The organism is Duganella sp. 1411 (genome assembly GCF_017833525.1).
In the GTDB taxonomy this organism is placed as follows: Bacteria; Pseudomonadota; Gammaproteobacteria; order Burkholderiales; family Burkholderiaceae_D; genus Rugamonas.
Window position 1 is genome coordinate 1,583,906 of record NZ_JAFICD010000001.1, and the last position, 22,857, is coordinate 1,606,762.

A 22,857-nucleotide genomic window follows, 5' to 3' on the forward strand; every position below is an offset into this window, starting at 1 on the left:
GTGATCGAAGGTGTACGATGGCGTCTACGCCACAAAACAGAGGAAATTGGATGGGCCGCGACGATCACCGTAACCACCCGAGCCGCGCCTGGGTCCGCATGCCGTCGGAACGGCGGCTGGACCTGCTCGACCCGACGCCGTTCGACTGGGACGACTCGGACCTGGCGCTGGGGCTGGCGCGCACTTACCGCTGGGGCGGCCACTCGGCGTGGCCGCGCCCGCTATCGGTGGCGCAACATTCACTGACGGTGATGCACCTGCGCGCGGCCGCGTGCCAGGCGGTCGGGGTGGAACTGGCGCCGCTGGCGGCGCTGCGCGAACTGCTGCACGACGCCGAAGAGGGGCTGCTGGGATTCGACTGCGTGTCGCCGCTCAAGCCGTTTCTCGGGGAGGGTTTCCGGGCGCTGACGGTGCGCCTGGAAAACGCCGTGTTCCTGCGCTACGGCCTGCCGCACTGGACGCCGAAGGAGCACGCCGCCCACAAGCTGGCGGACCGGCTCGCCGCCGCCAGCGAGGCCGTGCACGTGGTCGGCTGGTCGGCAAAGGAGGTGCTGCACACGCTGAAGATCACCGTGCCGCCGCTCAACGACGACCCGCTGCACGCCATCTACGGCGGCACCCCGTGGGAACCGTGGGCGCCGCCGCTGGCCGCCGAGCGGTTTCTGGCGGAACTGGACCGGCTGAAAACGCTCAGCAGCTGAATAGTTCATCCCTACATCAATATCAGGATTTCCTGATGCCCAAGCACGCCCCGACGCTGTAAATTCCTCCTCTGCAACATTGGAAATTAATCCACATGAAAGCAGCACGTTCACAGGGAGTGTAGTTGATGACATCCAGCAAATTTTTAGTCGCCTTGGCGGTCGCGGCAACGGCAAACGCCCACGCGGCCGACGCCGCCGTCGCCACGCAATGGGGCACGGTCGCCGAACCGGCCTACCCGGCCACCGTCTGCGGCCAGCCGCTGGCGGCCACGCTCAAGCCGGTCAACGCCTCGGCCGACACGCTCGACAAGGATCCGTCGCGCTCGCAGCCGGACGCCGCGCGCATCCAGGCCGCCATCGACGCTTGCCCGGCCGGCCAGGCGGTCAAGCTGGTCAAGGGCGCCGGCGGCGAGAGCGGCTTCATCAGCGGCCCGCTGACGCTCAAGTCCGGCGTGACGCTGTGGGTCGACACCGGCGTGACGCTGTTCGCCTCGCGCAATCCCAAGGACTACGACACCGGCACCGGCGCCTGCGGCACGGCCGGCTCGGCCAGCGGCAAGCTGTGCAAGCCCTTCATCGTGGCCGACAAGACGGCCAAGAGCGGCATCGTCGGCGGCGGCATCATCGACGGCCGCGGCGGCAGCCTGCTCACCAGCGGCACCAACGCCAACGCCCGCAGCTGGTGGGACGTGGCCTACCAGAAGCGCACGCAAAACCTGACCCCGCAGACCTTCCGCATCCTGCAGATCCAGAACGGCAGCGATTTCACGCTGCACGGCATCACGCTGCAGAACTCGCCCAATTTCCACGTCTGGGGCTATGGCGTGACGGGACTGACGGCCTGGGGCATCAAACTGTTGACGCCCAGCCTGGCCTACACGCGGGACGGCTACCAGTGCCCGGCCGGGACCACGCCGGACGTGCTCACGCCGGCGACCTGCTTCACGCCGGACACGGCGATCAACACCGACGGCTTCGACACCGGCTACTCCAGCAACGTGCTGCTGGCCTATTCGTATATCAGCGTGGGCGACGACCATGTCGCCATCAAGTCGAGCTCGGGCTCGGGCGCGCACCGCCACACCTACGCGCACAACCACTTCTATTACGGCCACGCGCTGTCGATCGGCAGCGAGACCAACGCCGGCGTGAGCGACATCGCCGTCACCGACCTGTCGATCGACGGCTACGACAGCGGCACCGGCGGCGGCCTGCGCATCAAGTCCGATTCGTCGGTCGGCGGCCAGGTGTCCAACGTCAGCTACACCGGCATCTGCTCGCGCAACATCAGCCATCCGCTGACCTTCGACTCGTTCTACAGCGGCGCCACCGGCTCGCTGTATCCGAGCTTCACCGGCGTGACGGTGCGCGACTTCCACCATCTGGGCAGCAGCAAGTACCAGGGCGGCACGCTGACCTTCGCCGGCTACGCGCTCAACGGACAAAACAATCCGCTGACGATCACGCTGGACAACGTGGTGTTCGACGGCACCCAGCCGACCTACACGCCGGGCCACAACGGCGCCTCGCTCAACCCCTACGCCACCCACTTCACGCTGGGGCCGGGGCCGGTCAGCTTCGCCTCGTCCATCGTCGCCTCGTCCGCCAACGGCGTGACGATCACCGGCAACGGCGCGGGCGGCGGCACGGCGCGCAGTTGCGGCGCCGCGTTCGTGCCGCTCAAATCGGTGCTGGCGACGTCGCCGATCTGACCGCGGCGGCACGGCGCGCTTGACGGCGCCGCGCCTGCTTACTGCACGTCGAGCAACTCGACGTCGAAGATCAGGTTGGCGTTAGGCGGGATCGGACCGGCGCCGCTGTCGCCGTAGCCCAGCGCGGCGGGAATGATCAGCGTGCGCTTGCCGCCAACCTTCATGCCCTGCACGCCCTCGTCCCACCCCTTGATGACCTGGCCGCCGCCAAGCTGGAAGCTGAACGGCGAGCGGCCGCTCGACGAATCGAACTGGGCGCCGTGCTGCTGCGGGGACTTCGGCTCGTACAGCCAGCCGGTGTAGTGGACCACGACGGTGGCCCCGGCCACCGCGTCCTTGCCGGTGCCGGTCACGGTATCGATCTTTTGCAACGCCACGGCCGGGGCCACGTTGGCGGCGGCTTCGGTCGAGGCCGGCTGCTGCGGCTTGGAGCGGTCGCAGGCGGCCAGCGCCAGCGTAAGCGTCAGGCCGATGGCGCAGGAGGAAAACAGCTTGTTCATGTGATCTTTCGTAGGGGTGGTCGATTTCGGGATGCCGCAGCATACATGGCGCGCGCACGATTGCCAACACCCCATGGCGGGCGCAGCGAGGTTGCTTTTTGGCCACGGTACTTGAGCTGTCGTTCCTAGTCGTGCCCCCATCGCTTTATCGCTTGGTGTAATCTTGGTGGCGCGCCAGCCTCGAGTAACTACGACGGCGGCATTCGGATATCACACATGGAGCTCATATGGCGTACCCCGCGCAGCCTCGCGCCAACAGCGAAGGCAGCTTGGAAAAAGGCTCTTGGTTAAGCAAACTCGGCCCTGGACTGATCACCGGCGCGGCCGATGACGACCCCAGTGGAATCGCCAGCTATTCCCAGGCCGGGGCCCAGTTCGGCCTCGGCATGTTATGGACGCTCATCTTCACCTACCCGCTGATGGTCGGCATTCAAGTCGTCAGCGCCCAAATCGGCCGGGTCACGGGCCACGGCCTGGCCACCAACTTGCGCCGGCATTATCCGGGATGGTTGCTCTACAGCATAGTTGGCCTGCTGCTGACCGCCAACACCATCAATATCGCGGCCGACGTCGCGGCCATGGGCGAGGCGGCGCGCCTGATCGCCGGCGGCCACGCGCACTTCTATGCGATCGGCTTCGGCCTGCTGTCGGTGCTGCTGCAGGTATTCGTTCCCTATTCCCGCTACGTCAGGGTGCTCAAATGGCTGACCCTGGCCTTGCTCGCCTATGTGGGGACCGTGTTCGTCGTGCATATCCCTTGGCATGACTTCCTGTCGCGGGCCGTGCTTCCCGCCGCGCTTCCCTGGAAACCGGAATATATCACCACGATGGTCGCCGTTTTGGGCACCACCATCAGTCCCTACCTGTTTTTCTGGCAGGCCTCCCAGGAGGTCGAGGAACTGAACGCCAAGCCCGGCGCGAAGGCGCTGCGCAGCACTCCCCGGCTGGCGCGCGCGGACTTCTTAAGGATCAAGATCGATACCTATATCGGCATGGGTTTTTCCAATCTCGTCGCGTTTTTTATCATGTTGACCACCGCCGTGACCCTCAACGCGCACGGTGTCACGGATATCCAGACCGCGGCGCAAGCGGCGATGGCCTTGCGCCCGGTGGCGGGCGATTTCGCCTTCGTCTTATTTACATGCGGGATAGTCGGCACGGGAATGCTGGCGGTGCCGGTGCTGGCGGGTTCGGCGGCGTACGCGATGGCCGGGACATTCCGATGGAAAAACAGCCTGGAATATTCGGCGTCGGCCGCGCCGCAGTTCTACGCGATTATCGCGGTGGCCACCGCCATCGGCACCTTGTTGATTTTCACGCCGATCGACCCGATGAAAGCGCTCTACTGGAGCGCGGTGATTAACGGCGTGATCTCGGTCCCGATCATGGCGGTCATGATGTTGATGGCGGCGCGAAAGGACGTCATGGGGCATCTGGTCATCAGGCCCAGACTCAAACGCCTGGGCTGGCTGGCCACCGCCGTCATGGCCGCCGCCGTGACGGCCATGCTGGTCATGCTGGCCACCTCTTGAGCCACCGCCGATCGCTGGCGCCGGCGGTGGTACTATCGCGCCGTTACGTCACACGCCCACCATCGACACCGCCTTGGTGTTCAGATACGCCTCCAGCGCCTCCGGCCCGCCCTCGGAACCGTAGCCCGAATCCTTGACGCCGCCGAATGGCAACTCGGCGCTCGGCGTGGCCGGCTGGTTCAGCCACAGCATGCCCACTTCGACGTTGTGCATCAGCAGGTGCGCGTTCTTGATCGAGCGCGTGAACGCGTAGCCCGCCAGCCCGAACGGCAGCCGGTTCGATTCGGCGATCGCCTCCTCGAGCGTGTCGAAGCCGCGCACCGCCGCGATCGGCCCGAACGGCTCGTCGTTGAAAACCATGGCATTGAGCGGCACGTCGGCCAGGATGGTCGGCGCGAAGAAGTTGCCCGAGGTGCCGACGCGCTGGCCGCCGGTGGCCACCTCGGCGCCCTTGCTGCGCGCATCCTCGACCACCTGGCTCATCGCGGCCACGCGGCGCGCGTTGGCCAGCGGACCGAGCGTGGTGCCCTCGGCCAGGCCGTCGCCCAGGGTCAGGCTCTCGGCGTGCGCCACCAGCGCGCGGGTGAACTCGGCCTTGATGCTGTTGTGGACCAGGAAACGCGTCGGCGCGATGCAGATCTGGCCGGCGTTGCGGAACTTGGCCCCGCCGCTGGCGGCCACCGCCAGCGCCACGTCGGCATCCTCGGCAACGATGACCGGCGCGTGTCCGCCCAGTTCCATCGTGGCGCGCTTCATGTGGGCGCCGGCCAGCGCCGCCAGTTGCTTGCCGACCGGGGTCGAGCCGGTGAAGGTGACCTTGCGGATGACCGGATGCGGTATCAGGTAGGCGGAAATTTCCGCCGGGTCGCCGAACACCAGGCCGACAGTGCCGGGCGGCACGCCGGCGTCGACGAAGCACTGCATCAGCGCCGCCGGCGACGCCGGGGTCTCCTCCGGCGCCTTGCACAGGAACGAGCAGCCGGTGGTCAGCGCGGCGGCCAGCTTGCGCACGATCTGGTTGATCGGGAAGTTCCACGGCGTGAAGGCGGCGACCGGGCCAACCGGTTCCTTGAGCACCAGTTGCTGCGCCGCCGGATTGCGCGACGGCACGATGCGGCCGTACACGCGCATGCCCTCGGCGGCGAACCAGTCGATGATGTCGGCGCCGGCCAGCGCCTCGCCCCGGGCTTGCACCAGCGGCTTGCCCTGCTCCTGCGTCAGCAGGCGGGCGATGTCGTCGGCGCGCTCGCGCAGCAGGCCGGCGGCGCGGCGCATGATGGCGGTGCGCTCGAAGGCGGGGATCCGGCGCCAGGCGTCGAAGCCGCGCTGGGCGGCGGCCAGCGCCAGGTCGAGGTCGGCGATGGCGGCGTGGGCGACGCTGCCGATCGCCTGGCCGGTGGCCGGATTCAGCACCGGAATGGTCTTGCCGCCGGAGGCCTCGCGCCATTGGTTGTCGATCAACAGGCGGACATCGGGGTAGCTGGCATTAGTCATCGGTCATCTCCAATCAGGTGAAAAAGTGCTGCGGTCGCCCGCATCCACCCTCTACTTTGCCAGAAATACGCCAACTCCGTATCGCGCCGCCTTTCCACGGCGATTTCGGTGGACCGGACGCGGCCCGATGGCGCAAAATGGAACCATCGCGTGAAAGGAGCACCAGACCATGAACTCGAATGTTGCAACACTGAAACTCGCGGCAGCGCCCGCGCTGAGCCGCACCGAAGAATCGTTGGCGACGCTGCGCGAATGGCAGCGGGCCGGCACCGTGCTGTCGTTCCTGTACGCGCGCTCGCTGGGCGGCTTGATGCAGACGGGGCACGGACGCATCGTCTCGCTGACCGACGGCGCGCTCACCATCGATGCCGGCGGCTCGTCGCTGTTCGTGGTACTGGCCGACGCCCGTTACGACGATAGTCCGCAAATGTTCTTCACGCCGACGCTGAGCAGCCACTTCATGGTGCCGGGCGTCGGCATCAGCCTGGGCAACCACGACTGGCTGTTCTTCTCGGCCGATCACATGCCGAAAGAGGCCATGCTGTCGCGCGACCAGGTGCCGAAGATCAGATAGCCGCGTGGCGGTTTAAATCGGATCGAACATCTTGCGGTCGACATAGCACCAGCCCCACGTCTCGCCCGGCTCCTTCGAGCGCATGATGGGGTGGCCCGTTTCGGCGAAATGCTTGCTCGCGTGCTTGTTCTTGGAGTCGTCGCAACAGCCGGTCTTGCCGCAGATCATGCACACCCGCAGGTGTACCCAGCTGTCGCCGATCTTCAGGCATTCCTCGCAGCCGGCGCTGTTGGCGCCGCGCGTGTGGATCAGGTTCAAGTGCGCGCAACTGTTGCCCATGGTGGCTCCTCCTTAAGATGTGCGCCCATCTTACCGCGCGCCGCCGCCCCCGCCCTCTGTCTTTTGACGGGCACCATACCAAGGTATAACTATCGGCGCCGCCCGATGTTGCGCAAAATGAGCTCATCAACAACACCGAGGAGCTCGACATGAATACTTCCGCATCCATCGTCATCGCCGACGTCCATCCCCTGATCCGCGCCGGCATGGCCTCGCTGATCGAATCGGCGGACAACTTCCGCCTGCTGGGCCAGGCCAGCAGCGGCAGCCAGGCGGTTGAAATGTGCGAACGTTTGCAGCCCGACCTGCTGCTGATCGACCTGAACATGCCCGACTGCGACGGCATCGAAGCCATCGGCCGCATCAGCGCGCGCCGGCCCGGCGCCAAGATCATCATCCTCAGCGGCCAGGAGCGCGAGGAGGACGCCGACCGCGGCATGCGCGCCGGCGCCAGCGCCTACATGCTCAAGAGCGCCCCGCTCGACGACCTGATGGCCTGCATCCACACCGTGTTGTCGGGCAAAAAATACATGATGCCGGAACTGGCGCTCAAACTGGCCAGCCGCATCCACGGCAACCAGCTGACGCCGCGCGAACGCGACATCCTCGGCCACCTGGCCACCGGCATGAGCAACAAAGTCATCGCCCGCGCGGCCGGCATCGGTGTGGGCACGGTCAAATTCCACGTCAAAAGCATCATGTCCAAACTCAACGTCTGCACCCGGACCGAGGCCGCCATGGTCGCCGCGCGTCGCGGACTCGTGCATTTGGCGTGATCGGGTAGACTGTCCATTCAACAACCAGGAGGCAATATGATAGATCGTCACGCGGCAACTTACATTCCCGTCAGCACGGAACGCACCAAGGCCGTGGTCAAGGAACTGCGCCCCGGCATGCGTGAAAAAATCGACGTGGTCAGCTTGGCCGACCCCAAGCGGCGCGCCGAGGTGGAAGCCTGGATCGTCGCCGACGAGGACGGGCCGGTGCATTTCATGTACCAGGACGGCCCCGGCGGCCACGAGGTGCAGTTCGGCTTTGCCGACGAGGTGCGCGAAACCATCGCCGAGGCGGAAACCGACCTGTAAGCCGGCGCCGGCCGCTGATCAAACCGACTATGCCCGTGATAAAATAATAATTTTTCCGGGAAGAAAAAATGATTGTCGGGATAGACCTCGGTACGACCAATAGTTTGATCGCGGTGTGGGAGGACGGCGCGCCGCGCCTGATTCCCAACAGCCTGGGCGAGACGCTGACGCCATCGTGCGTCAGCCTCGACGAGGACGGCAGCATCCTGGTCGGCCGCGCCGCGCGCGAGCGCTTGCAAACCCATCCGGCGCGCACCGCGTCCGTGTTCAAGCGCTACATGGGCAGCGACAAGCTGATCCGCCTTGGCGAGCGCGAGTTCCGTCCCGAGGAACTGTCGGCGCTGATCCTGCGCTCGCTCAAGGAAGACGCCGAGGCCGTGCTCGGCCACCCGGTCACCGAGGCCATCATCACCGTCCCCGCCTATTTCTCCGACGCCCAGCGCAAGGCCACGCGCGCCGCCGGCCAACTGGCCGGATTGCGCGTCGACCGGCTGCTGAACGAGCCGACGGCCGCCTCGCTGGCCTACGGCATCAACCTGCGCGACGCCGAAACGCGCTTCCTCGTGTTCGACCTGGGCGGCGGCACCTTCGACGTCTCCGTGCTCGACCTGTTCGAGGGCGTGATGGAAGTGCGTGCCTCGGCCGGCGACAACATGCTCGGCGGCGAGGATTTCGTGCTATGCCTGATCAACCACTTTTTCGAACAGCAAAAGATCCCGCTCGGGCTCAAGAGCGACGCCCACTTCATGCAGCGCCTCATCGCCGCCACCGAACGCGCCAAGCGCGCGCTCAGCGATTCGGCCTCGGCCACGATCCAGATCAGCCACCACGACACCGAGTATGCGATGACGCTCGACGAGGCGGCGTTCGAGCGCGTCTGCGCCGGCTTGCTGCAGCGCCTGCGCGACCCGGTCGAGCGGGCGCTGCGCGACGCCAACCTGCGCATCACCGAACTCGACAACGTGATCCTGGCCGGCGGCGCCACCCGCATGCCGGTGGTGCGGCGGCTGGTGGCGCGCATGTTCGGCCGCTTCCCCGCCTGCGACATCAACCCGGACGAAGTCGTCGCGCTGGGCGCGGCCGTGCAGGCCGGCCTGAAGATGCGCGACGCCGCGCTCGACGAGGTCGTCATGACCGACGTCTCGCCGTACTCGCTCGGCATCGAGGTGTCGATGCAACTGGGCGACCGCAGCTATTCCTCCGGCCACTTCGACCCCATCGTCGAGCGCAACACGCCGGTGCCGGTCAGCCGCGTCAAGCGCTACCATCCGGTCAGCGACAATCAGAAATATCTGGAACTCAACGTCTACCAGGGCGAGGCGCGCATGGCGCGTGACAACATCCGCCTCGGCAGCCTGAAGGTGGCGCTGCCGAGCCTGCCGATTGACGACAGCGGGATCGACGTGCGCTTCACCTACGACGTCAACGGGCTGCTGCAGGTCGAGGCCACCGTCGTCAAGACGCGCGAGACGCACGTGCTGGTGATCGAGGGCAATCCGGGCATGCTGTCGGAAGCGGAGATCGCCGCGCGTTTCATCACGCTGTCGGAACTGAAAATCCACCCGCGCGACCGCATCGAGCACCGCACGCTGCTGGCGCGCGCCGAGCGTTTGTACCAGCAGCTGCGGGGACAGGGCCGCGAATGGTTCGGCGCGCGCATCGTCGCCTTCGAACAGGCGCTCGAAACCCAGGACAAGCGCGTGATCGATCCCGTGCGCGCGCAATTCGAGGCCACCTTGAACGAAATCGAACATGACAGTTTTACCGTTCCGTTCAACGATTAACGCTAATTGCCCTTGGAATCAGATAGTAATAGACGAAATGCGAAATCCTGAAACAGATCGGCTGGTCACCGACCGTCTAACGCTGGAATTTCCGGCCAGCGGGATGGCCGCGCGCCTGCTGGCCTATCGCCAGCTAAATCGCGACCACCTGCGGCCATGGGAGCCGGAGCGCCCAACCGAGTTTTATACCATCGAGGCCATGGAGGGCCAGCTGGACAGGATGCGAAGACAGGTTGAAGAGCAAACGGCGGCTCACTGGCTGATATACGCGCACGATAGCGGGAACATTATCGGTGTATGCAGCTTCACCAATATCGTCCGCGGCCCTTTTCAAGCGTGCCACCTGGGCTTCTCGCTAGGCGGCGACTATCAGGGCAAGGGTCTGATGCATGAAGCACTGGCGGCGGCGATATCGCAGGTCTTTGAGGTCCACAAACTGCACCGCATCATGGCGAATTACCAGCCGACCAACCATCGGAGCGAAAAATACTGTGCCGATTGGGCTTCGAACGGGAAGGCCTGGCCAAGAAATACCTGAAAATCAACGGGCGTTGGGCCGACCACGTGCTGACCTCCCTTATTAATCCTGCGGAGAGTGAATGAACATCGAAGTACGATTGGCGCACAACACCGAGCGCCTTGTGGTGCGCCACATGATGGAGCTGTACCAACACGACTTTTCCGAATTCGACGGCACCGATCTGGACGAGCATGGTCAATACGGCTACTACGACCTGGATTGTTTCTGGATCAATCCGAACTTCTCCGTATTCGTTATCAAAGTTGATGACAAATGGGCTGGATTTGTTTTGGTAAACGACGAGGTACTCAATCCTGAAAACTCGGCGACGATAGTCGAGTTCTTCGTCTTACGGAAATACCGTCGCCATGGCGTCGGCCAGCGCGCCGCCCAAACGATTCTGAGCTCCAATCCCGGCCGTTGGGAAATCAAGGTCATCCAAGAGAATCCCGCAGCGTTCAGGTTTTGGCAAAACGTTATCCAGACCAATTGGCCGGGGCAGGAGCAAGCAGCAACGATGGATGACGACCGCTGGCACGGCCCGGTTTTCACAGTCACCATCCCCCCGGGGGATTTTTAGATTGGAAGTCATGACAAAACTCGCTATCCCGGCTGTCGCCGTTGCTTTCCTGATGGCTAGCGCGAGCAGCCACGCCACGCCGCCGGCCGGCCAGGACGCCCTCGCCGGCCCTAAAATCAAGATCGATGTCGGCGGGCGCAAGCTGAATATGTATTGCATCGGCAAGGGCTCGCCGACCGTGCTGTTCGAAGCCGATATCGGCCGCGCCGGATGGGATTGGTCGGCGGTGCTGCCGGAGGTCGCCAAACGCACGCGCGCCTGCGTCTACGACCGCGCCGGTCTGGGTTCCAGCGATCCCATCATCCGGGCCTCGACGGTCGCCAACGCCAGCAAGGATTTGAACTTCCTGATCAAGAACGCGCGACTTGACGCGCCCTTCGTGCTGGTGGGCACAGGCTACGGCGCGATGGTGGCGCAGCATTTCGCGCTGCGCTCGCGCGGCGCCGCCGTCTCCGGCCTGGTGCTGGTCGAGCCGATGCACGAAGATGCGCTCCCTGCGGACCGCGCCACCCAGCTCGACGCGGCGCTGGCCTGCCTGGCCTCGGCCGAGCAAGGTAAAACCGACGCCGCCTGCGCCTATCCCGCCACCGGCATCAACGGCGACATCGGGCCGGCGCTGGCGGCCTCGCAGGCGGCCCAGGCAGCCAAGCCCACGTATTGGCGCGCCCGCGCCTCCGAGCTCGATAGCCTTGAGACCAGCGCCGGCCAATTGCGTGCGGCCCGCAAGCCGTTTGGCGACATCAAGGTGGTCGAGGTTAAGCAAGGCCAACCGTCGGCGATCATCGATGCCGTGACGAACATACTTGATACGCCGGCGAACCGGGAGTGACGGCCCCCCGCCGGCTTTTCAACAGATTAATATGACCAGTGAACTCATTTTCTCGCAGCGGCTCGGTCTGAGCGATGACGCGGACGAACGCGCCATTCGCCGCGCCTACGCCCGCGAACTTAAATTGATCGATCAGGAAGCCGATCCAGCGGGCTTCCAATATTTGCGCGAGGCTTATGACGCGGCGCTGTACTGGGTCCGTCATAAAGATGAGTTCGAAGAGCACATTGCGCTCGAGGAGCTTGAGGCGGTCACCGTGGAGGCGCCTGCCCAGCCGCCCCTCTCCCCGCCCGGGCCGGCTGAACACCGGCATGCCGATCCCGCGCCGGCCAGCCCGCAAGAACAAGCGCTCGAGATCGACCATGACGCGCTGGCCGAGGCCGTATTCGCCGATTTCCTGCGACGCGCCAGCGCCATCGCAGACGAGCGCCCGGTCACGCCGGACGCGCCGTGGCAACGCGAATTGCGCGCCAGCCTGGACGATCCCCGCCTGATCAACATCACCGCCCGCGAGATGTTCGAACGGCGCGTGGCCGATTTGCTGACGACCGGCTGGCGGCCCGGCCACGAGGCGCTGCTGGTGGCCGCGGTCAAGGTCTTCGACTGGGCCGGCGATCGCCGCCGCGTGTTCAGCCTGGGCCGCTCCGGCGCGATGCTCGACGCCGCAATCGACGAGCGCGCGACCTTTGATCTGCAGCCCGACGCCCAGCGCGAGCAACAGCGCCAACTGATCGAGCGTTTGCGCGATCCGAAGCCGCCCGGTACGCGCGAGCTGGTGCGCAATAGCGCGACGCTGGAAACGCTGATCGCGCGCTTCCCCACGTGGCTGGCGCTGATCACGAGCGTCGACAACATCGTGCAATGGCGCGAGCGAAACAATACACTCCCCAAGTGGCGGCGCAAGCTGACCTACACCGGCTTGCGCAAGCCGGCCGAGCCTTCATACGAACATCAGGAAAAAAGCGGCTTCAACTGGACATGGTTGATTATCCTGGGTTTTATCTCCCTGATCCGCTTCCTCGCGCACGACGGCGGTGCCGGCCAAGCCCCTTCGTACGCGCCGGACGAAGTCACAAAATACTTTAATCGGGGCAATGAACAACTGAAGAACGGCGACGCCCAAGGCGCCGTCGACAGCTTTTCCCGCGTGCTGGAACTCAAGCCCAACGACGCGCATGCTTACGGCAATCGCGCGGCGGCATACCTGAACAGCGACAAAGACCAACTCGCCGCGAAAGATTTCGACAAGCTGGCGGCGCTCGATCCGTCGAGTCCGCTTCTCTACCGAGGACGCGGCATGCTGGCGCTGAAAGCCGGGCGCAACGAAGAGGCCGTCGCCGCCTTTACCAAAGCGCTGGAACTCGAACCCCACCATACTTTCGCCCTGACGCGCCGCGCCAACGCGTACGAAAGACTTGGTGATTCACAAAAAGCGCTGGCCGACATCGATGAGGTGCTCCGGCTCGACAAAAATAGCGGGCCGGTACCTTATATATTGCGCATCAGAATATATAAAAAGCAGGGCGACAACGACAAAGCACTGGCGCAGCTCGAGCCCATGCTTGCCGCCAACCCGGCCAGCGCCTTCGCCTACATTTCGGCGGCGGAGTTGCAGATACAACTGCACGACCACGCAAAGGCCATGGCGCTGCTCGACCGCGGCGTGGTCGCCGCGCCGGAAGCGGAGATCTATCTGTACCGAGCCCAATTGCGCCCCCGGTCCGACAAGGAGGGGCGGCAGCGGGACATCGATTCGGGCTTGGCGTTGGACCCGCACGGGGTCTACGCGCACAGGTTGCGCGCCGAGCTGGAGTTCGACAACGGAAAACCGGCCGCCGCCATCGCGACTTTGACCAAAATCATCAATGACAACAAGGCAACCGGAGACCTGGCCTTGGCACTCATAGACCGCGGTGCGTATCATCTGAAAATGGCCAGTCTTCCGCTGGCACAGACCGATTTCGAGGGCGCCCGCAAAACCGCCAAGGCGCCGATCGAGCTGAACAACATCGCATGGGAGCTCGCCAGGCGAAATATCGCCCTGCCGACGGCGCTGTCGATCGCCACGGAAGCGGTGGACAAACAACCCGGCCAGGCAACCTTCATCGACAGCAAAGCGTTCGTCCTGTTGCGGCTCGGGCGCTACAGCGAGGCCATCGGCCAATACGATGCCGCGCTGAAGCTGGCGCCGAAGTTGCCCGCCGCCTTGTACGGCCGCGGCATCGCCAAGTGGCGCGCCGGACAACTCGCGGCGGGCGACGCCGACCTGAAGGCCGCGCGCGCCGCCAAGCCGGACATCGCCGACGAATTTGCGCGCATGGGCGTGCGCCGGTAGTCGCCACGACACCTCCCTGCCCTAAGACAGAAGCCATCCGGCTAGTGTTCCGCTAGCATCAACGCACCCATCGTTGACACAGGAGCACTCCGCATGAACCGCAAAACACTTTTGGCCGCCGCGCTCAGCCTGGCCTGCGCGCTGTCGGCCCCGGCAGGCCACGCCGCCGCGCCGCTGGTCGGCACCCAGGCGCCCGGCTACTATCGCATGATGCTCGGCGACTACGAAATCACCGCCCTCTCGGACGGCAGCCACGCCTTTCCCATCGACACCGTGATGACGCACGTCACGCCGGCGACGATCCAACAGGACCTGTCCAGCGCCGACCTGGCGCAGCCGGTGCAGGGCTCGATCAACGCCTTCCTGATCAACACCGGTAAAAAACTGATCCTGGTCGACGCCGGCGCCGGCGCCCTGTACGGCGACTGTTGCGGCAAGCTGCTGGGCAACCTGCGCGCCGCCGGCTACCGGCCGGAGCAGGTCGACGAGTTGCTGATCACCCACCTGCACAAGGACCACGCGGGCGGCATCATGGCGCAGGGCGCGGCGGCGTTTCCCAACGCCGTGCTGCGCCTCTCCCAGGCCGAGGCCGACTACTGGCTGACGCCGGCCAACAAGGCCAAGGCGCCGGAATTCCTGTCGACCTTCTTCGACGCGGCCAAGGCCGCCGTCGCGCCCTACCAGGCCGCCGGCCGCTACCAGCCGTACGGCAAGTTCGGCCAGCTCGAAGCGGGCATCGAGGCGCTGCCCGCGCCCGGCCATACCCCGGGGCATGCGATGTATCTGGTGCAAAACAAAAGCCAGCAACTATTGATCTGGGGCGACATCGTCCACGTCTCGGCCATCCAGTTGCCGCATCCCGAAGCCACCGTCAAATACGACAGCAGCGAGGACGACGCGCACGGCACACGCGTGCGCCTGTTGCAAATGGCCGCCAGCAAGCACATGATCGTAGGTGCCGCGCACATTGCCTTCCCCGGCCTCGGCCACATCCGGCAACGCGACGGCGCCTACGACTGGCTGCCGGTGAACTATGACGGCGCGCCGGCCTCCAACGCTGTAACTAAATAAGCGCAATCCATTGCCCCCCGAAAGGTAGACCATGAGCAAACCGAACGCATCGCCTTCACCCTCGACCGCCACGCCGGCCCCCGCCACAACGCCGGCCGCGCACGAGGAAGAAGTGCTCGACGAGGCGCTGGAGGAAACCTTCCCGTCCAGCGATCCGATCGCCGTTTCGATCACCAGGGAGGAACGCCCACCCAAACGCTGAGTTCCGGACTGGACTTTTGGCAGGAGCTTTACTCCGATGCGCTGACTACACTGCTATGGCAGCATCCCCCCAACCATCAAGGAGCTTCAAATGTCCAACAGCAAACTTTCAGTCGACAGCGTCATCACCGAGGACGGCACCCGCATCCACTTCAAGGATTGGGGCACCGGCCCGGCCGTGGTCTTCAGCCACGGCTGGCCGCTGCAAGGCGACGCCTGGGAAGACCAGATGATTTTCCTGGCCAGCAACGGCTACCGCGTCATCGCGCACGACCGCCGCGGCCATGGCCTGTCGAGCCAGCCATGGAACGGCAACGACATGGACACCTACGCCGACGACCTGGCCACCCTGATCAACGCGCTGGACCTGAAGGACGCGACCCTGGTCGGCCACTCCACCGGCGGCGGCGAAGTGGCGCGCTACATCGGCCGCCACGGTACCGCCCGGGTCGCCAAGGCGGTGCTGGTGGGCGCCGTGCCGCCGCAGATGGTCAAGTCCGACACCAATCCGAACGGCCTGCCGATGTCGGTGTTCGACGGCATCCGCAGCGCCGTGCTGGCCGACCGTTCGCAATTCTTCAAGGACTTGACGACGCCGTTCTACGGCTACAACCGCGAAGGCGCCAAGCCGTCGCAAGGCGTGCGCGATACCTTCTGGGCACAAGGCATGCAGTGCGGCATCAAAAATGCCTATGACTGCATCAAGCAATTCTCGGAAACCGACTTCACCGAAGACTTGAAAAAGATCGACGTGCCGACCCTGTTCGTGCACGGCAGCGACGACCAGATCGTGCCGATCGACACCGCCGCCAAGGCCGCCGTCAAGCTGGTCAAGAACGGCACGCTGAAGATCTACGAAGGCGCGCCGCACGGCCTGCCGACCACCCACAAGGACAAGCTCAACGCCGACTTGCTGGAGTTCCTCAAGTCCTGACGCTGGCGCTACCCCTATCGGGTAACCGATATCCCTCCCCAATGAACGTTCTGGGTCACTCTTTCGGATATGGGACTATCCGGCCGCGCGCCGGATAATGAAACCACGGAATAACCTCGGAAACACGTAGGGCGGATTAGCGTAGCGTAATCCGCCATGCATGAGCCGCCGATAACGCATGCATGGCGGATTACTGCGTTCCGCCTAATCCGCCCTACGGTTTAATTTGAAAGCACATCATGAGCAACGAAAAATCCTCCGACATCCTGCAAGACTTCGGCGCGCTGGCCAACGTGCGCATCGGCCTGAGCGCCGAAGTGCGCTCGCAAGGCGTGCGCGCGCTGAACCGCCTGCTGGCCCACACCATGGCCATGCGTGACGCCTACAAAAAGGCGCACTGGCAAACCTCGGGCGCCACCTTCCACCAGCTGCACCTGCTGTTCGACAAGCATTACACCGAGCAAGTGGCGATCATGGACGCCATCGCCGAGCGCGTGCAAACCCTGGGCGGCGTGACCTTCGCGCTGGCGCAGGACATCGCCGACGAGTCGACCATTTCGCGCACCGCGCCGCGCGGCCGCGAATCGGCCCAGGCGCAGTTGAGCCGCCTGCTGGACTCGCACGAAACCATCCTGCTCGAGGCCCGTCCGCTGGCGCGCGCCGCCGCCGAGGCCGGCGACGACGGCACCAACGATTTGATCGTCAGCCAGGTGGTGCGCAGCAACGAACTGCAAAGCTGGTTCATCGGCGAGCACCTGGCGGCGCAAACCCAGGCCGCCAACTAGCAATGCCCTCGCCCATGGACAACCCGGCGGTGTTGACGCTCGACAACGAGCAACTGTACCGCCGGCTTCAGGAGGAAAAAGCCCGCCGGCTGCAGGCGGAGCAAGCGCTGCAGCATGCCACCGAGGAACTGGCCCGGCTGGCGCGCATTACTTCCATGGGCGAGTTCGCCGCGTCGATCGCGCACGAGGTCAACCAGCCGCTGGCGGCCATGGTGTTGCACGCCGAGGTCGGCCTCAAAGCGCTGCGGCAAGATCCGCCGCAGGCCGAGCAGGCGCGCGACGCGCTGAAACTGATCATGCACATCGGCGCCAGCGCCGGCGACGTCATCCGCAGCATCCGCGGCATGTCGAGCAAGACCGGCCCGGTGCCGACCTGGTTCGCCGTCGACGAGGCGCTGCGCGAAGTGCTGCGCCTGCTGCGCGCGGAGTTGCACAAACACGGCGTAGCCGTGCGCGACGGCCTGGCCCTGGGCGAGCATCAGCTGTATGCCGACCGCGTGCAGTTGCAGCAAGTGATGATGAATCTGGTGCTCAACGCCATCGAGGCGATGAAGGACGTCCACGACCGCCCGCGCAAGCTGGAGCTGAGCTCGGCGCTGGCCGACATCTCCGGCACCTTGCGCATCAGCGTGGAAGACAACGGCGTCGGCGTCTCCGCCAAGCTGGCCGAACGGCTGTTCGATCCGCTGTTCTCCACCAAGCCGGGCGGCACCGGCCTGGGCCTGTCGATCTGCCGCACGATCATCCACGCCCACGGCGGCCGCATCTGGAGCACCTCGCGCCAGCCGCACGGCACCGCTTTTCACATCAGCCTGAAGGGAAACACTCCATGGACACCATCTCCGTCCTGATCGCCGACGACCATCCGCTCATCCTCGCGGGCCTCAGCGCCCTGATCCATTCGATGCCGGAGTTCCGGCTGGTGGCGCAGGCGGCCAACGGCGTGCAGGCGGTCGAGTTGTACCGGCAGCACCGGCCGGACGTGGTCGTCATGGATTTGAGCATGCCGGAGATGCACGGCGTCGACGCCATCGGCCACATCCGCGCATTCGATGCCGGGGCGCGCATCGTCATCCTGACCACCTACCAGGGCGACGAGGACGTCTATCGCGGCTTGCGCGCCGGCGCCATGGCGTATCTGCTCAAGGACAGCGGATCGGAACAATTGGCCACGTGCATCAAGACGGTGGCGTGCGGAAAAAAATTCCTGCCGCCGGAAGTGGCCGGCAAATTGGCCGAGCGGACCGGGGCGGCGGCGCTGTCGCGGCGCGAACTGGAGATACTGGCGCATCTGGCCACCGGAAAAAGCAACAAGATGATCGCGCGCAGCGCGGCGATCGAGGTGGGTACGGTGAAGTTCCACGTCAATAATATTTTGGCCAAGCTCAATGTTGCCAGCCGCACGGAGGCGGCGACGGTGGCGGCACGGCGTGGGCTGCTCAGCGTGTTTTGACGGTTCGCGTGCCACGCTTGCTTGCGCCCTTGGCGGATCGCGCATGGCGGATTACGGCGTTCCGCCTAATCCGCCCTACGTGTTTCCGCGTGAATTAACGGGTAATTAATTTACTTTGGCTGGGACTGGCGCCAGCGTCTTGTGGTCGCTGTTGCTGCGCGGCGCGGCCTTGTGCACCATCGTGTAGGCGTAATCGACGCCCATGCCGTACGCGCCCGAATGCTCGCGCACCACCGCCATCACGGCGTCGTAGGTCTCGCGGTGCGCCCAGTCGCGCTGCCACTCCAGCATCACTTGCTGCCAGGTCACCGGCACAACGCCGGCCTGGATCATGCGCTGCATCGCGTAGTCATGCGCTTCCTTCGAGGTGCCGCCCGAGGCGTCGGCCACCATGTAAATCTCGTAGCCGCCTTCCAGCATCGCGCACAGCGCGAAACTGTTGTTGCAAACCTCGGTCCACAGACCCGAAACGATGACTTTTTTCTTGCCGTTGGCGGCCAGCGCGTCGCGCACTTTCTGATCGTCCCACGAGTTCATCGACGAACGCTCCAGGATATCCTTGCCGGGGAATACGTCCAGCAATTCCGGATAGGTGTGACCCGAGAACGATTCCGTTTCCACCGTGGTGATGATGGTCGGGATGTTGAAGATCTTGGCCGACTTGGCCAGCGCGACGGTATTGTTCTTCAATGCCTGGCGGTCCATCGACTGCACGCCGAAAGCCATCTGCGGTTGCTGGTCGATAAAGATCAGCTGGCAGTTGGTCGGGGTCAGGACTTCGAGTTTTGGGTTCATCATGATGGCTTCCATTATTAGGTAGAGAGGAACGATCATGTTAGGCCCCGCACCGGCATGCCGCCACTATCTAAATGTAGGCTCCGGCGGCATGGCAAGTCTGCTAAGCTGTCCACTGAACATCATCACCATGGACCCAACATGACCACACCGGACGACGCCGCGCAACGCACGCAGCTCAACGCGTTGGCGCGCGGATTGCGCGACCTGCACAAACAGTTGCTGCACATTGAAACCCAGTACTTCGGCGCGGTCGGCAGTCCGCTCGAGTTGCTGCAACTGGTGACGAACCATCCGCATTTCGCCTGGCTGCAAAAACTTTCCGGCCTGATGGCGCAGATGGACGAGCGGCTCGACGAGCCGGAGATCATCACCGTCGCCGACGCGCAAGTCTTCCGTCGCGCCGTCGAGGCCCTGATCGGTCCGTCCGAGGAAGGCGACCTGGCATTCCGCGCCAAGTACAACGCCTTGCTGCACGACGCGCCGGAAGTGGTGATGGCGCACGGCGCGGTGCGCAAGTTGCTGGCCGCGGTGGGCGACGCGCCCGCCGCGTAAAGTTGCTGGACTCGTGCCCACTAGCCGCGCCGGCGCCAACGCCGCGCCAGCCGTTGCCAGCGCGACTGGCCCACATAGGCCAGCCCGGCCGGAATCGTCAGGCTGATCCGCGTGCCCACCGCCGGGGTGTCGATCACCAGCGTGGCGCCGATGCGTGCCGCGCGCTCGCGCATGCCGGGCAGGCCCCAATGGCCGGCGCGCTGGCCACTGGCCAAAATCCCGGCGTCTATGCCCTTGCCATCGTCCGCCACCAGCATGATAAAGCGGTCGGCGTGATAGCCGAGCGTGACCTGGATCGATTTGGCGCCGGCGTGGCGGAAGGCGTTCATCAGCGCCTCGCGGCCGATGCTGTAGACCTCGCAGCCGACCTCCTCCGTCAACGCCGCCGCGCCGCCCTCCCTGCGCAGGCTGAACACGCTGTGGTGGCTTTCCTGCAGCACCTCGCCGACGATCGTCAGCCCGCGCTCGAGATCGCCGTCGCTCATCGCGCTCGAACGCAGGTCCTGCACCTCGTCGCGTCCCTCCTCGATCACGCGCTCGGCCAGCAGCAGCATGCGCTCGAGGCGCGCGCGGGTCGACGACTCACCCGGCAAGGCGCTCATCGCGTTCTGGAAACCCAGCACCAGTCCCTGCACGCTTTGCAGGAAAGTATCGTGCAAGGTGCGGGCGATGCGCTCGCGTTCGGCCATGCGTTCGGCGATGCGCAACGTCGCTTGCCGCAGCCACAGCCGGTAAAACAGATACAACATGCCGGCGGCCAGCAGCGCGCACAGGCCGTAGAACAGCGGCGTCTGCGTAAAGGTCGGCAGGATGGTCAGCGCGATCGACGTCTCCTGGTCGTTGGGCTGACCGCGCTCGTTGACGGCGGCGACGCGGAAACGATAGTCCCCCGGCCCAAGATTGTTGTACGACACCGCGCGCCGGCTGCCGGACTCCTGCCAGCCGGCGTCGACGCCCTCCAGTTGATAACGGAAACGCACCATCGCCGGCATGGTGTAGCTGAGGGCGGTGAACTCGATACGGAAAGAGGTGACGCCCGGGTCGAGCCGGACGGTCCGCGAGAAATCCAGATAGCGTTTGCCCTTGGCCACCAAGGTCTCGACCAGCACGCGTGGCGGATACAGCGGCGGATAGGATTTGGTGCTATCCAAGCGCGCCAGGCCGGCCGCGCCGACAAACCAGAACTGGCCGTCGGCATCGGCGATGGCCGTGGGCAGGCGCGTGCTGGTGTCGGCGAAGCCGGGATAGCCGTCCAGCACGCCGTAAAGAACGTATTTCAACGGTGCCCCGGGCGTCGCCGTCGCCGCCTTCCAGTCCGCCGCCTTGACGTGGACCACGCCCTTTTTACTGTTGAGCCAACGATCGCCGTTGGCGCCGACAACCGTGCCCGAGACGCCGGCCAGCACCTCGGGATCGTCGGCGACGAGGCGATGGAAGGCGCCGTCGCGCAACACCGCCATGCCGCCGATGCCGCCGGCCGCCACTTCGGCGCCGGCGACGTGCAGATGGGTGACGGGGCCGACGTCATCCTCAGGCGGCGACCGGTAGCGCGTGACGCGGCCATTATCGAAATACACGATCAGTCCGTCATCGAAGCCGAGCCACAGCGAGCCCTTGCGAACGCCAGCAGCGCCCACGAACGCGCCCGGCGGCAAGCCCAGGTCGGCTTGCACGGTCCAAACTCCGTCGACCAGCCGGAAGGCCCCGCGCCGCGCGATCGCCACCCACAAGCCGACGCCGTCGTCGACCACGCGCGTCACTTTCACCGGGCCGGTCCTGCCGTCCGGCTCGGGCGGATAGGCGATACGCTCGGAGCGGTCCGGGTAGCGCCGCTCGATCGCGTCCGCGCGCGCCAGCAGCAAGGCGCCGTCGGCGGCGTTGCCGATCGCCCCCGTGTTGCTTGGCGGGTAATGCTCATCGATGGGGCGGGCGCCGTCGGCGCGCAGGCGCCACACCTGCCCGGATGGCAAGGTCAGCGCCAGCACGTGGCCGGTCTCGTCGCGCGCAAACTTGAAGGCGCGCTCGCCGCCCGCCAGCTTGACCGGCGCCAGGCGGTTGTGGCGGAATCTTTCCACACCGGCTTGGGTGCCGATCCAGATACTGCCGTCGCGGTCCTCGAACAGAATGTTGCCGGTCTGGCTGCTGAGCTGCCAGGGCTGGTCCAGCCGGTCGCGCGGTCCGGCGTTGGGCGCCATCTCGCGGCTGGGCATGGCGCCCACGCCGTCGGCACGGCAGACACCGACCGGACAGGCCAGCGACCAGAAATTGCCGTCGCGGTCGAACAGGCCGTTTTCCTGGCCCTGCGAACGCGACAACCACCCCGGCCGCGGCTTGAGCGGACCCTGATGCTGCGCTGGAACCGGAATCAGCCGGTCGTGCAGGTCTTGCCACAGCCGGCCGTCGGGCGACTCGATCAGATTGACCGTATGCACATTTTGCCGCTGCACCTCGCGGAAGCGTTTGCCGCCGGCGGGCAGCACATACAACGCGTGGCCGACGGCGATCCAGACCTGGCCGTACTGGTCGGCCACCACGTTCGAGACCTCGCCCACGGGCAAACCCAGTTCGGGGCCGACATTGTGCCAGGCGCCGCCGCGCAGCTGCAGCAGCGCGCTGGTGGTGGCCACCCACAACCGGCCGCTGTCATCGGTCGTCGCGCTCGACACCGGCGAGATCGGCGCATCGCCCACCGTCGCGGGGTAATGCGTGATGTGGCCGTCATGCAGATGGCTGAGCCCACCGAACAGATAGCCGATCAGCAAATCGCCGTTGCGCAGCGCGGTCAGCGCCGTGACCGGACGCTTGGGCGCGGTCTCGCCGTTCAAAGCCTCGAAGCGGCGGAAGCGCATGCCGTCGAAGCGGTAAAAGCCGTCCACACTGCCGATCCACAGCCAGCCGTCGGCGGTCTGCGCCATCGACGATACCTGCCCCGGCGCGCCATCCTTGCCGGTCCATATATCGTGGTGCAACTCTTCAAGCGGCGTTTTGCCGTCGAGCGCCAGCACGGCGGGTGATGCGAAAACCAACAGTACCGCCAGCCAACGCGCTGCGGACAGGATCAAATTCATATACGGTGAGAAAAATTACCAACCCGCCATCATAGGCGATTTTCCCGGACGGTACCCGGCCGGCCCG

The 22,857-nt window shown here is 65.3% G+C and carries 23 protein-coding genes; 18 read left to right on the plus strand and 5 right to left on the minus strand.

The annotated features are described in order from the left end of the window. Positions 1 to 50: 50 nt before the first annotated feature. Complete coding sequence (locus JOD97_RS06335) at positions 51 to 701, plus strand: phosphohydrolase (protein WP_229264203.1); 651 nt, start codon at positions 51 to 53, stop codon at positions 699 to 701. A gap of 128 nt (positions 702 to 829) precedes the next feature. Continuing rightward, entirely contained in the window at positions 830 to 2,416 is a 1,587-nt protein-coding gene (locus tag JOD97_RS06340) for a glycoside hydrolase family 28 protein (RefSeq protein WP_209714353.1), read from the plus strand. A gap of 38 nt (positions 2,417 to 2,454) precedes the next feature. Here the strand turns inward: JOD97_RS06340 and JOD97_RS06345 are convergent, their stop codons facing one another. Beyond that, positions 2,455 to 2,916 carry an FKBP-type peptidyl-prolyl cis-trans isomerase gene (locus JOD97_RS06345; protein ID WP_209714356.1) on the minus strand — a complete coding sequence of 154 codons (462 nt, stop codon included), beginning with the start codon at positions 2,914 to 2,916 and terminating at the stop codon, positions 2,455 to 2,457. Positions 2,917 to 3,143: 227 nt separating this feature from the next. On the opposite strand from JOD97_RS06345, the gene JOD97_RS06350 reads away from it, so the two are divergent. Further along, entirely contained in the window at positions 3,144 to 4,448 is a 1,305-nt protein-coding gene (locus tag JOD97_RS06350; protein ID WP_209714358.1) for an NRAMP family divalent metal transporter, read from the plus strand. Between the two features lie 48 nt (positions 4,449 to 4,496). On the opposite strand, the gene JOD97_RS06355 is transcribed toward JOD97_RS06350, so the two are convergent. Further along, entirely contained in the window at positions 4,497 to 5,942 is a 1,446-nt protein-coding gene (locus JOD97_RS06355) for an NAD-dependent succinate-semialdehyde dehydrogenase (protein ID WP_209714360.1), read from the minus strand. A 169-nt stretch (positions 5,943 to 6,111) separates the two neighbouring features. Between JOD97_RS06355 and JOD97_RS06360 the strand changes: the two genes are divergently transcribed. Continuing rightward, positions 6,112 to 6,516: a hypothetical protein gene (locus JOD97_RS06360; protein ID WP_209714362.1), complete on the plus strand. Its 405-nt coding sequence runs from the start codon at positions 6,112 to 6,114 to the stop codon at positions 6,514 to 6,516. Between the two features lie 12 nt (positions 6,517 to 6,528). Here JOD97_RS06360 and JOD97_RS06365 read toward each other — a convergent pair whose 3' ends face one another. Then, positions 6,529 to 6,795 carry a UBP-type zinc finger domain-containing protein gene (locus JOD97_RS06365; RefSeq protein ID WP_209714363.1) on the minus strand — a complete coding sequence of 89 codons (267 nt, stop codon included), beginning with the start codon at positions 6,793 to 6,795 and terminating at the stop codon, positions 6,529 to 6,531. Between the two features lie 149 nt (positions 6,796 to 6,944). On the opposite strand from JOD97_RS06365, the gene JOD97_RS06370 reads away from it, so the two are divergent. The 13 genes from JOD97_RS06370 (at position 6,945) to JOD97_RS06430 (ending at position 18,372) form a co-directional block, all read left to right on the plus strand. Then, positions 6,945 to 7,571 carry a response regulator transcription factor gene (locus JOD97_RS06370; RefSeq protein ID WP_209714365.1) on the plus strand — a complete coding sequence of 209 codons (627 nt, stop codon included), beginning with the start codon at positions 6,945 to 6,947 and terminating at the stop codon, positions 7,569 to 7,571. 36 nt (positions 7,572 to 7,607) lie between these two features. After that, positions 7,608 to 7,880, plus strand: a complete 273-nt coding sequence (locus tag JOD97_RS06375; RefSeq protein ID WP_209714367.1) for a hypothetical protein — start codon at positions 7,608 to 7,610, stop codon at positions 7,878 to 7,880. A 68-nt stretch (positions 7,881 to 7,948) separates the two neighbouring features. Then, complete coding sequence (locus tag JOD97_RS06380; protein ID WP_209714369.1) at positions 7,949 to 9,664, plus strand: Hsp70 family protein; 1,716 nt, start codon at positions 7,949 to 7,951, stop codon at positions 9,662 to 9,664. Positions 9,665 to 9,701: 37 nt separating this feature from the next. Then, positions 9,702 to 10,202, plus strand: coding sequence for a GNAT family N-acetyltransferase (locus JOD97_RS06385; RefSeq protein WP_229264204.1), 501 nt, complete (start codon positions 9,702 to 9,704; stop codon positions 10,200 to 10,202). 61 nt (positions 10,203 to 10,263) lie between these two features. Continuing rightward, positions 10,264 to 10,764, plus strand: coding sequence for a GNAT family N-acetyltransferase (locus JOD97_RS06390; RefSeq protein ID WP_209714371.1), 501 nt, complete (start codon positions 10,264 to 10,266; stop codon positions 10,762 to 10,764). Between the two features lie 10 nt (positions 10,765 to 10,774). Continuing rightward, complete coding sequence (locus JOD97_RS06395) at positions 10,775 to 11,593, plus strand: alpha/beta fold hydrolase (RefSeq protein ID WP_209714373.1); 819 nt, start codon at positions 10,775 to 10,777, stop codon at positions 11,591 to 11,593. 31 nt (positions 11,594 to 11,624) lie between these two features. Then, positions 11,625 to 13,928 (plus strand): tetratricopeptide repeat protein, encoded by a 2,304-nt coding sequence (locus JOD97_RS06400; RefSeq protein WP_209714375.1) that lies wholly within the window; start codon positions 11,625 to 11,627, stop codon positions 13,926 to 13,928. Positions 13,929 to 14,021: 93 nt separating this feature from the next. Further along, positions 14,022 to 14,999 carry an MBL fold metallo-hydrolase gene (locus JOD97_RS06405; protein WP_209714377.1) on the plus strand — a complete coding sequence of 326 codons (978 nt, stop codon included), beginning with the start codon at positions 14,022 to 14,024 and terminating at the stop codon, positions 14,997 to 14,999. 31 nt (positions 15,000 to 15,030) lie between these two features. Then, positions 15,031 to 15,201 carry a hypothetical protein gene (locus JOD97_RS06410; RefSeq protein ID WP_209714380.1) on the plus strand — a complete coding sequence of 57 codons (171 nt, stop codon included), beginning with the start codon at positions 15,031 to 15,033 and terminating at the stop codon, positions 15,199 to 15,201. 90 nt (positions 15,202 to 15,291) lie between these two features. Beyond that, positions 15,292 to 16,134, plus strand: coding sequence for an alpha/beta fold hydrolase (locus JOD97_RS06415; protein ID WP_209714382.1), 843 nt, complete (start codon positions 15,292 to 15,294; stop codon positions 16,132 to 16,134). A 239-nt stretch (positions 16,135 to 16,373) separates the two neighbouring features. Then, positions 16,374 to 16,919: a Dps family protein gene (locus JOD97_RS06420; RefSeq protein WP_209714384.1), complete on the plus strand. Its 546-nt coding sequence runs from the start codon at positions 16,374 to 16,376 to the stop codon at positions 16,917 to 16,919. 2 nt (positions 16,920 to 16,921) lie between these two features. Then, positions 16,922 to 17,770: a sensor histidine kinase gene (locus JOD97_RS06425; protein ID WP_209714386.1), complete on the plus strand. Its 849-nt coding sequence runs from the start codon at positions 16,922 to 16,924 to the stop codon at positions 17,768 to 17,770. Next, complete coding sequence (locus JOD97_RS06430; protein ID WP_209714388.1) at positions 17,749 to 18,372, plus strand: response regulator transcription factor; 624 nt, start codon at positions 17,749 to 17,751, stop codon at positions 18,370 to 18,372. Before JOD97_RS06425 ends, JOD97_RS06430 begins: the two co-directional genes overlap by 22 nt. Before the next feature lie 105 nt (positions 18,373 to 18,477). Here JOD97_RS06430 and JOD97_RS06435 read toward each other — a convergent pair whose 3' ends face one another. Continuing rightward, positions 18,478 to 19,170, minus strand: a complete 693-nt coding sequence (locus JOD97_RS06435; RefSeq protein ID WP_209714390.1) for a hydrolase — start codon at positions 19,168 to 19,170, stop codon at positions 18,478 to 18,480. A 138-nt stretch (positions 19,171 to 19,308) separates the two neighbouring features. On the opposite strand from JOD97_RS06435, the gene JOD97_RS06440 reads away from it, so the two are divergent. Next, a complete protein-coding gene (locus tag JOD97_RS06440; RefSeq protein WP_209714392.1) occupies positions 19,309 to 19,722 on the plus strand; it encodes a hypothetical protein in 414 nt (137 codons plus the stop codon). A 20-nt stretch (positions 19,723 to 19,742) separates the two neighbouring features. Here JOD97_RS06440 and JOD97_RS06445 read toward each other — a convergent pair whose 3' ends face one another. Then, positions 19,743 to 22,748, minus strand: a complete 3,006-nt coding sequence (locus JOD97_RS06445; RefSeq protein WP_209714393.1) for a sensor histidine kinase — start codon at positions 22,746 to 22,748, stop codon at positions 19,743 to 19,745. Positions 22,749 to 22,857: the final 109 nt, after the last annotated feature.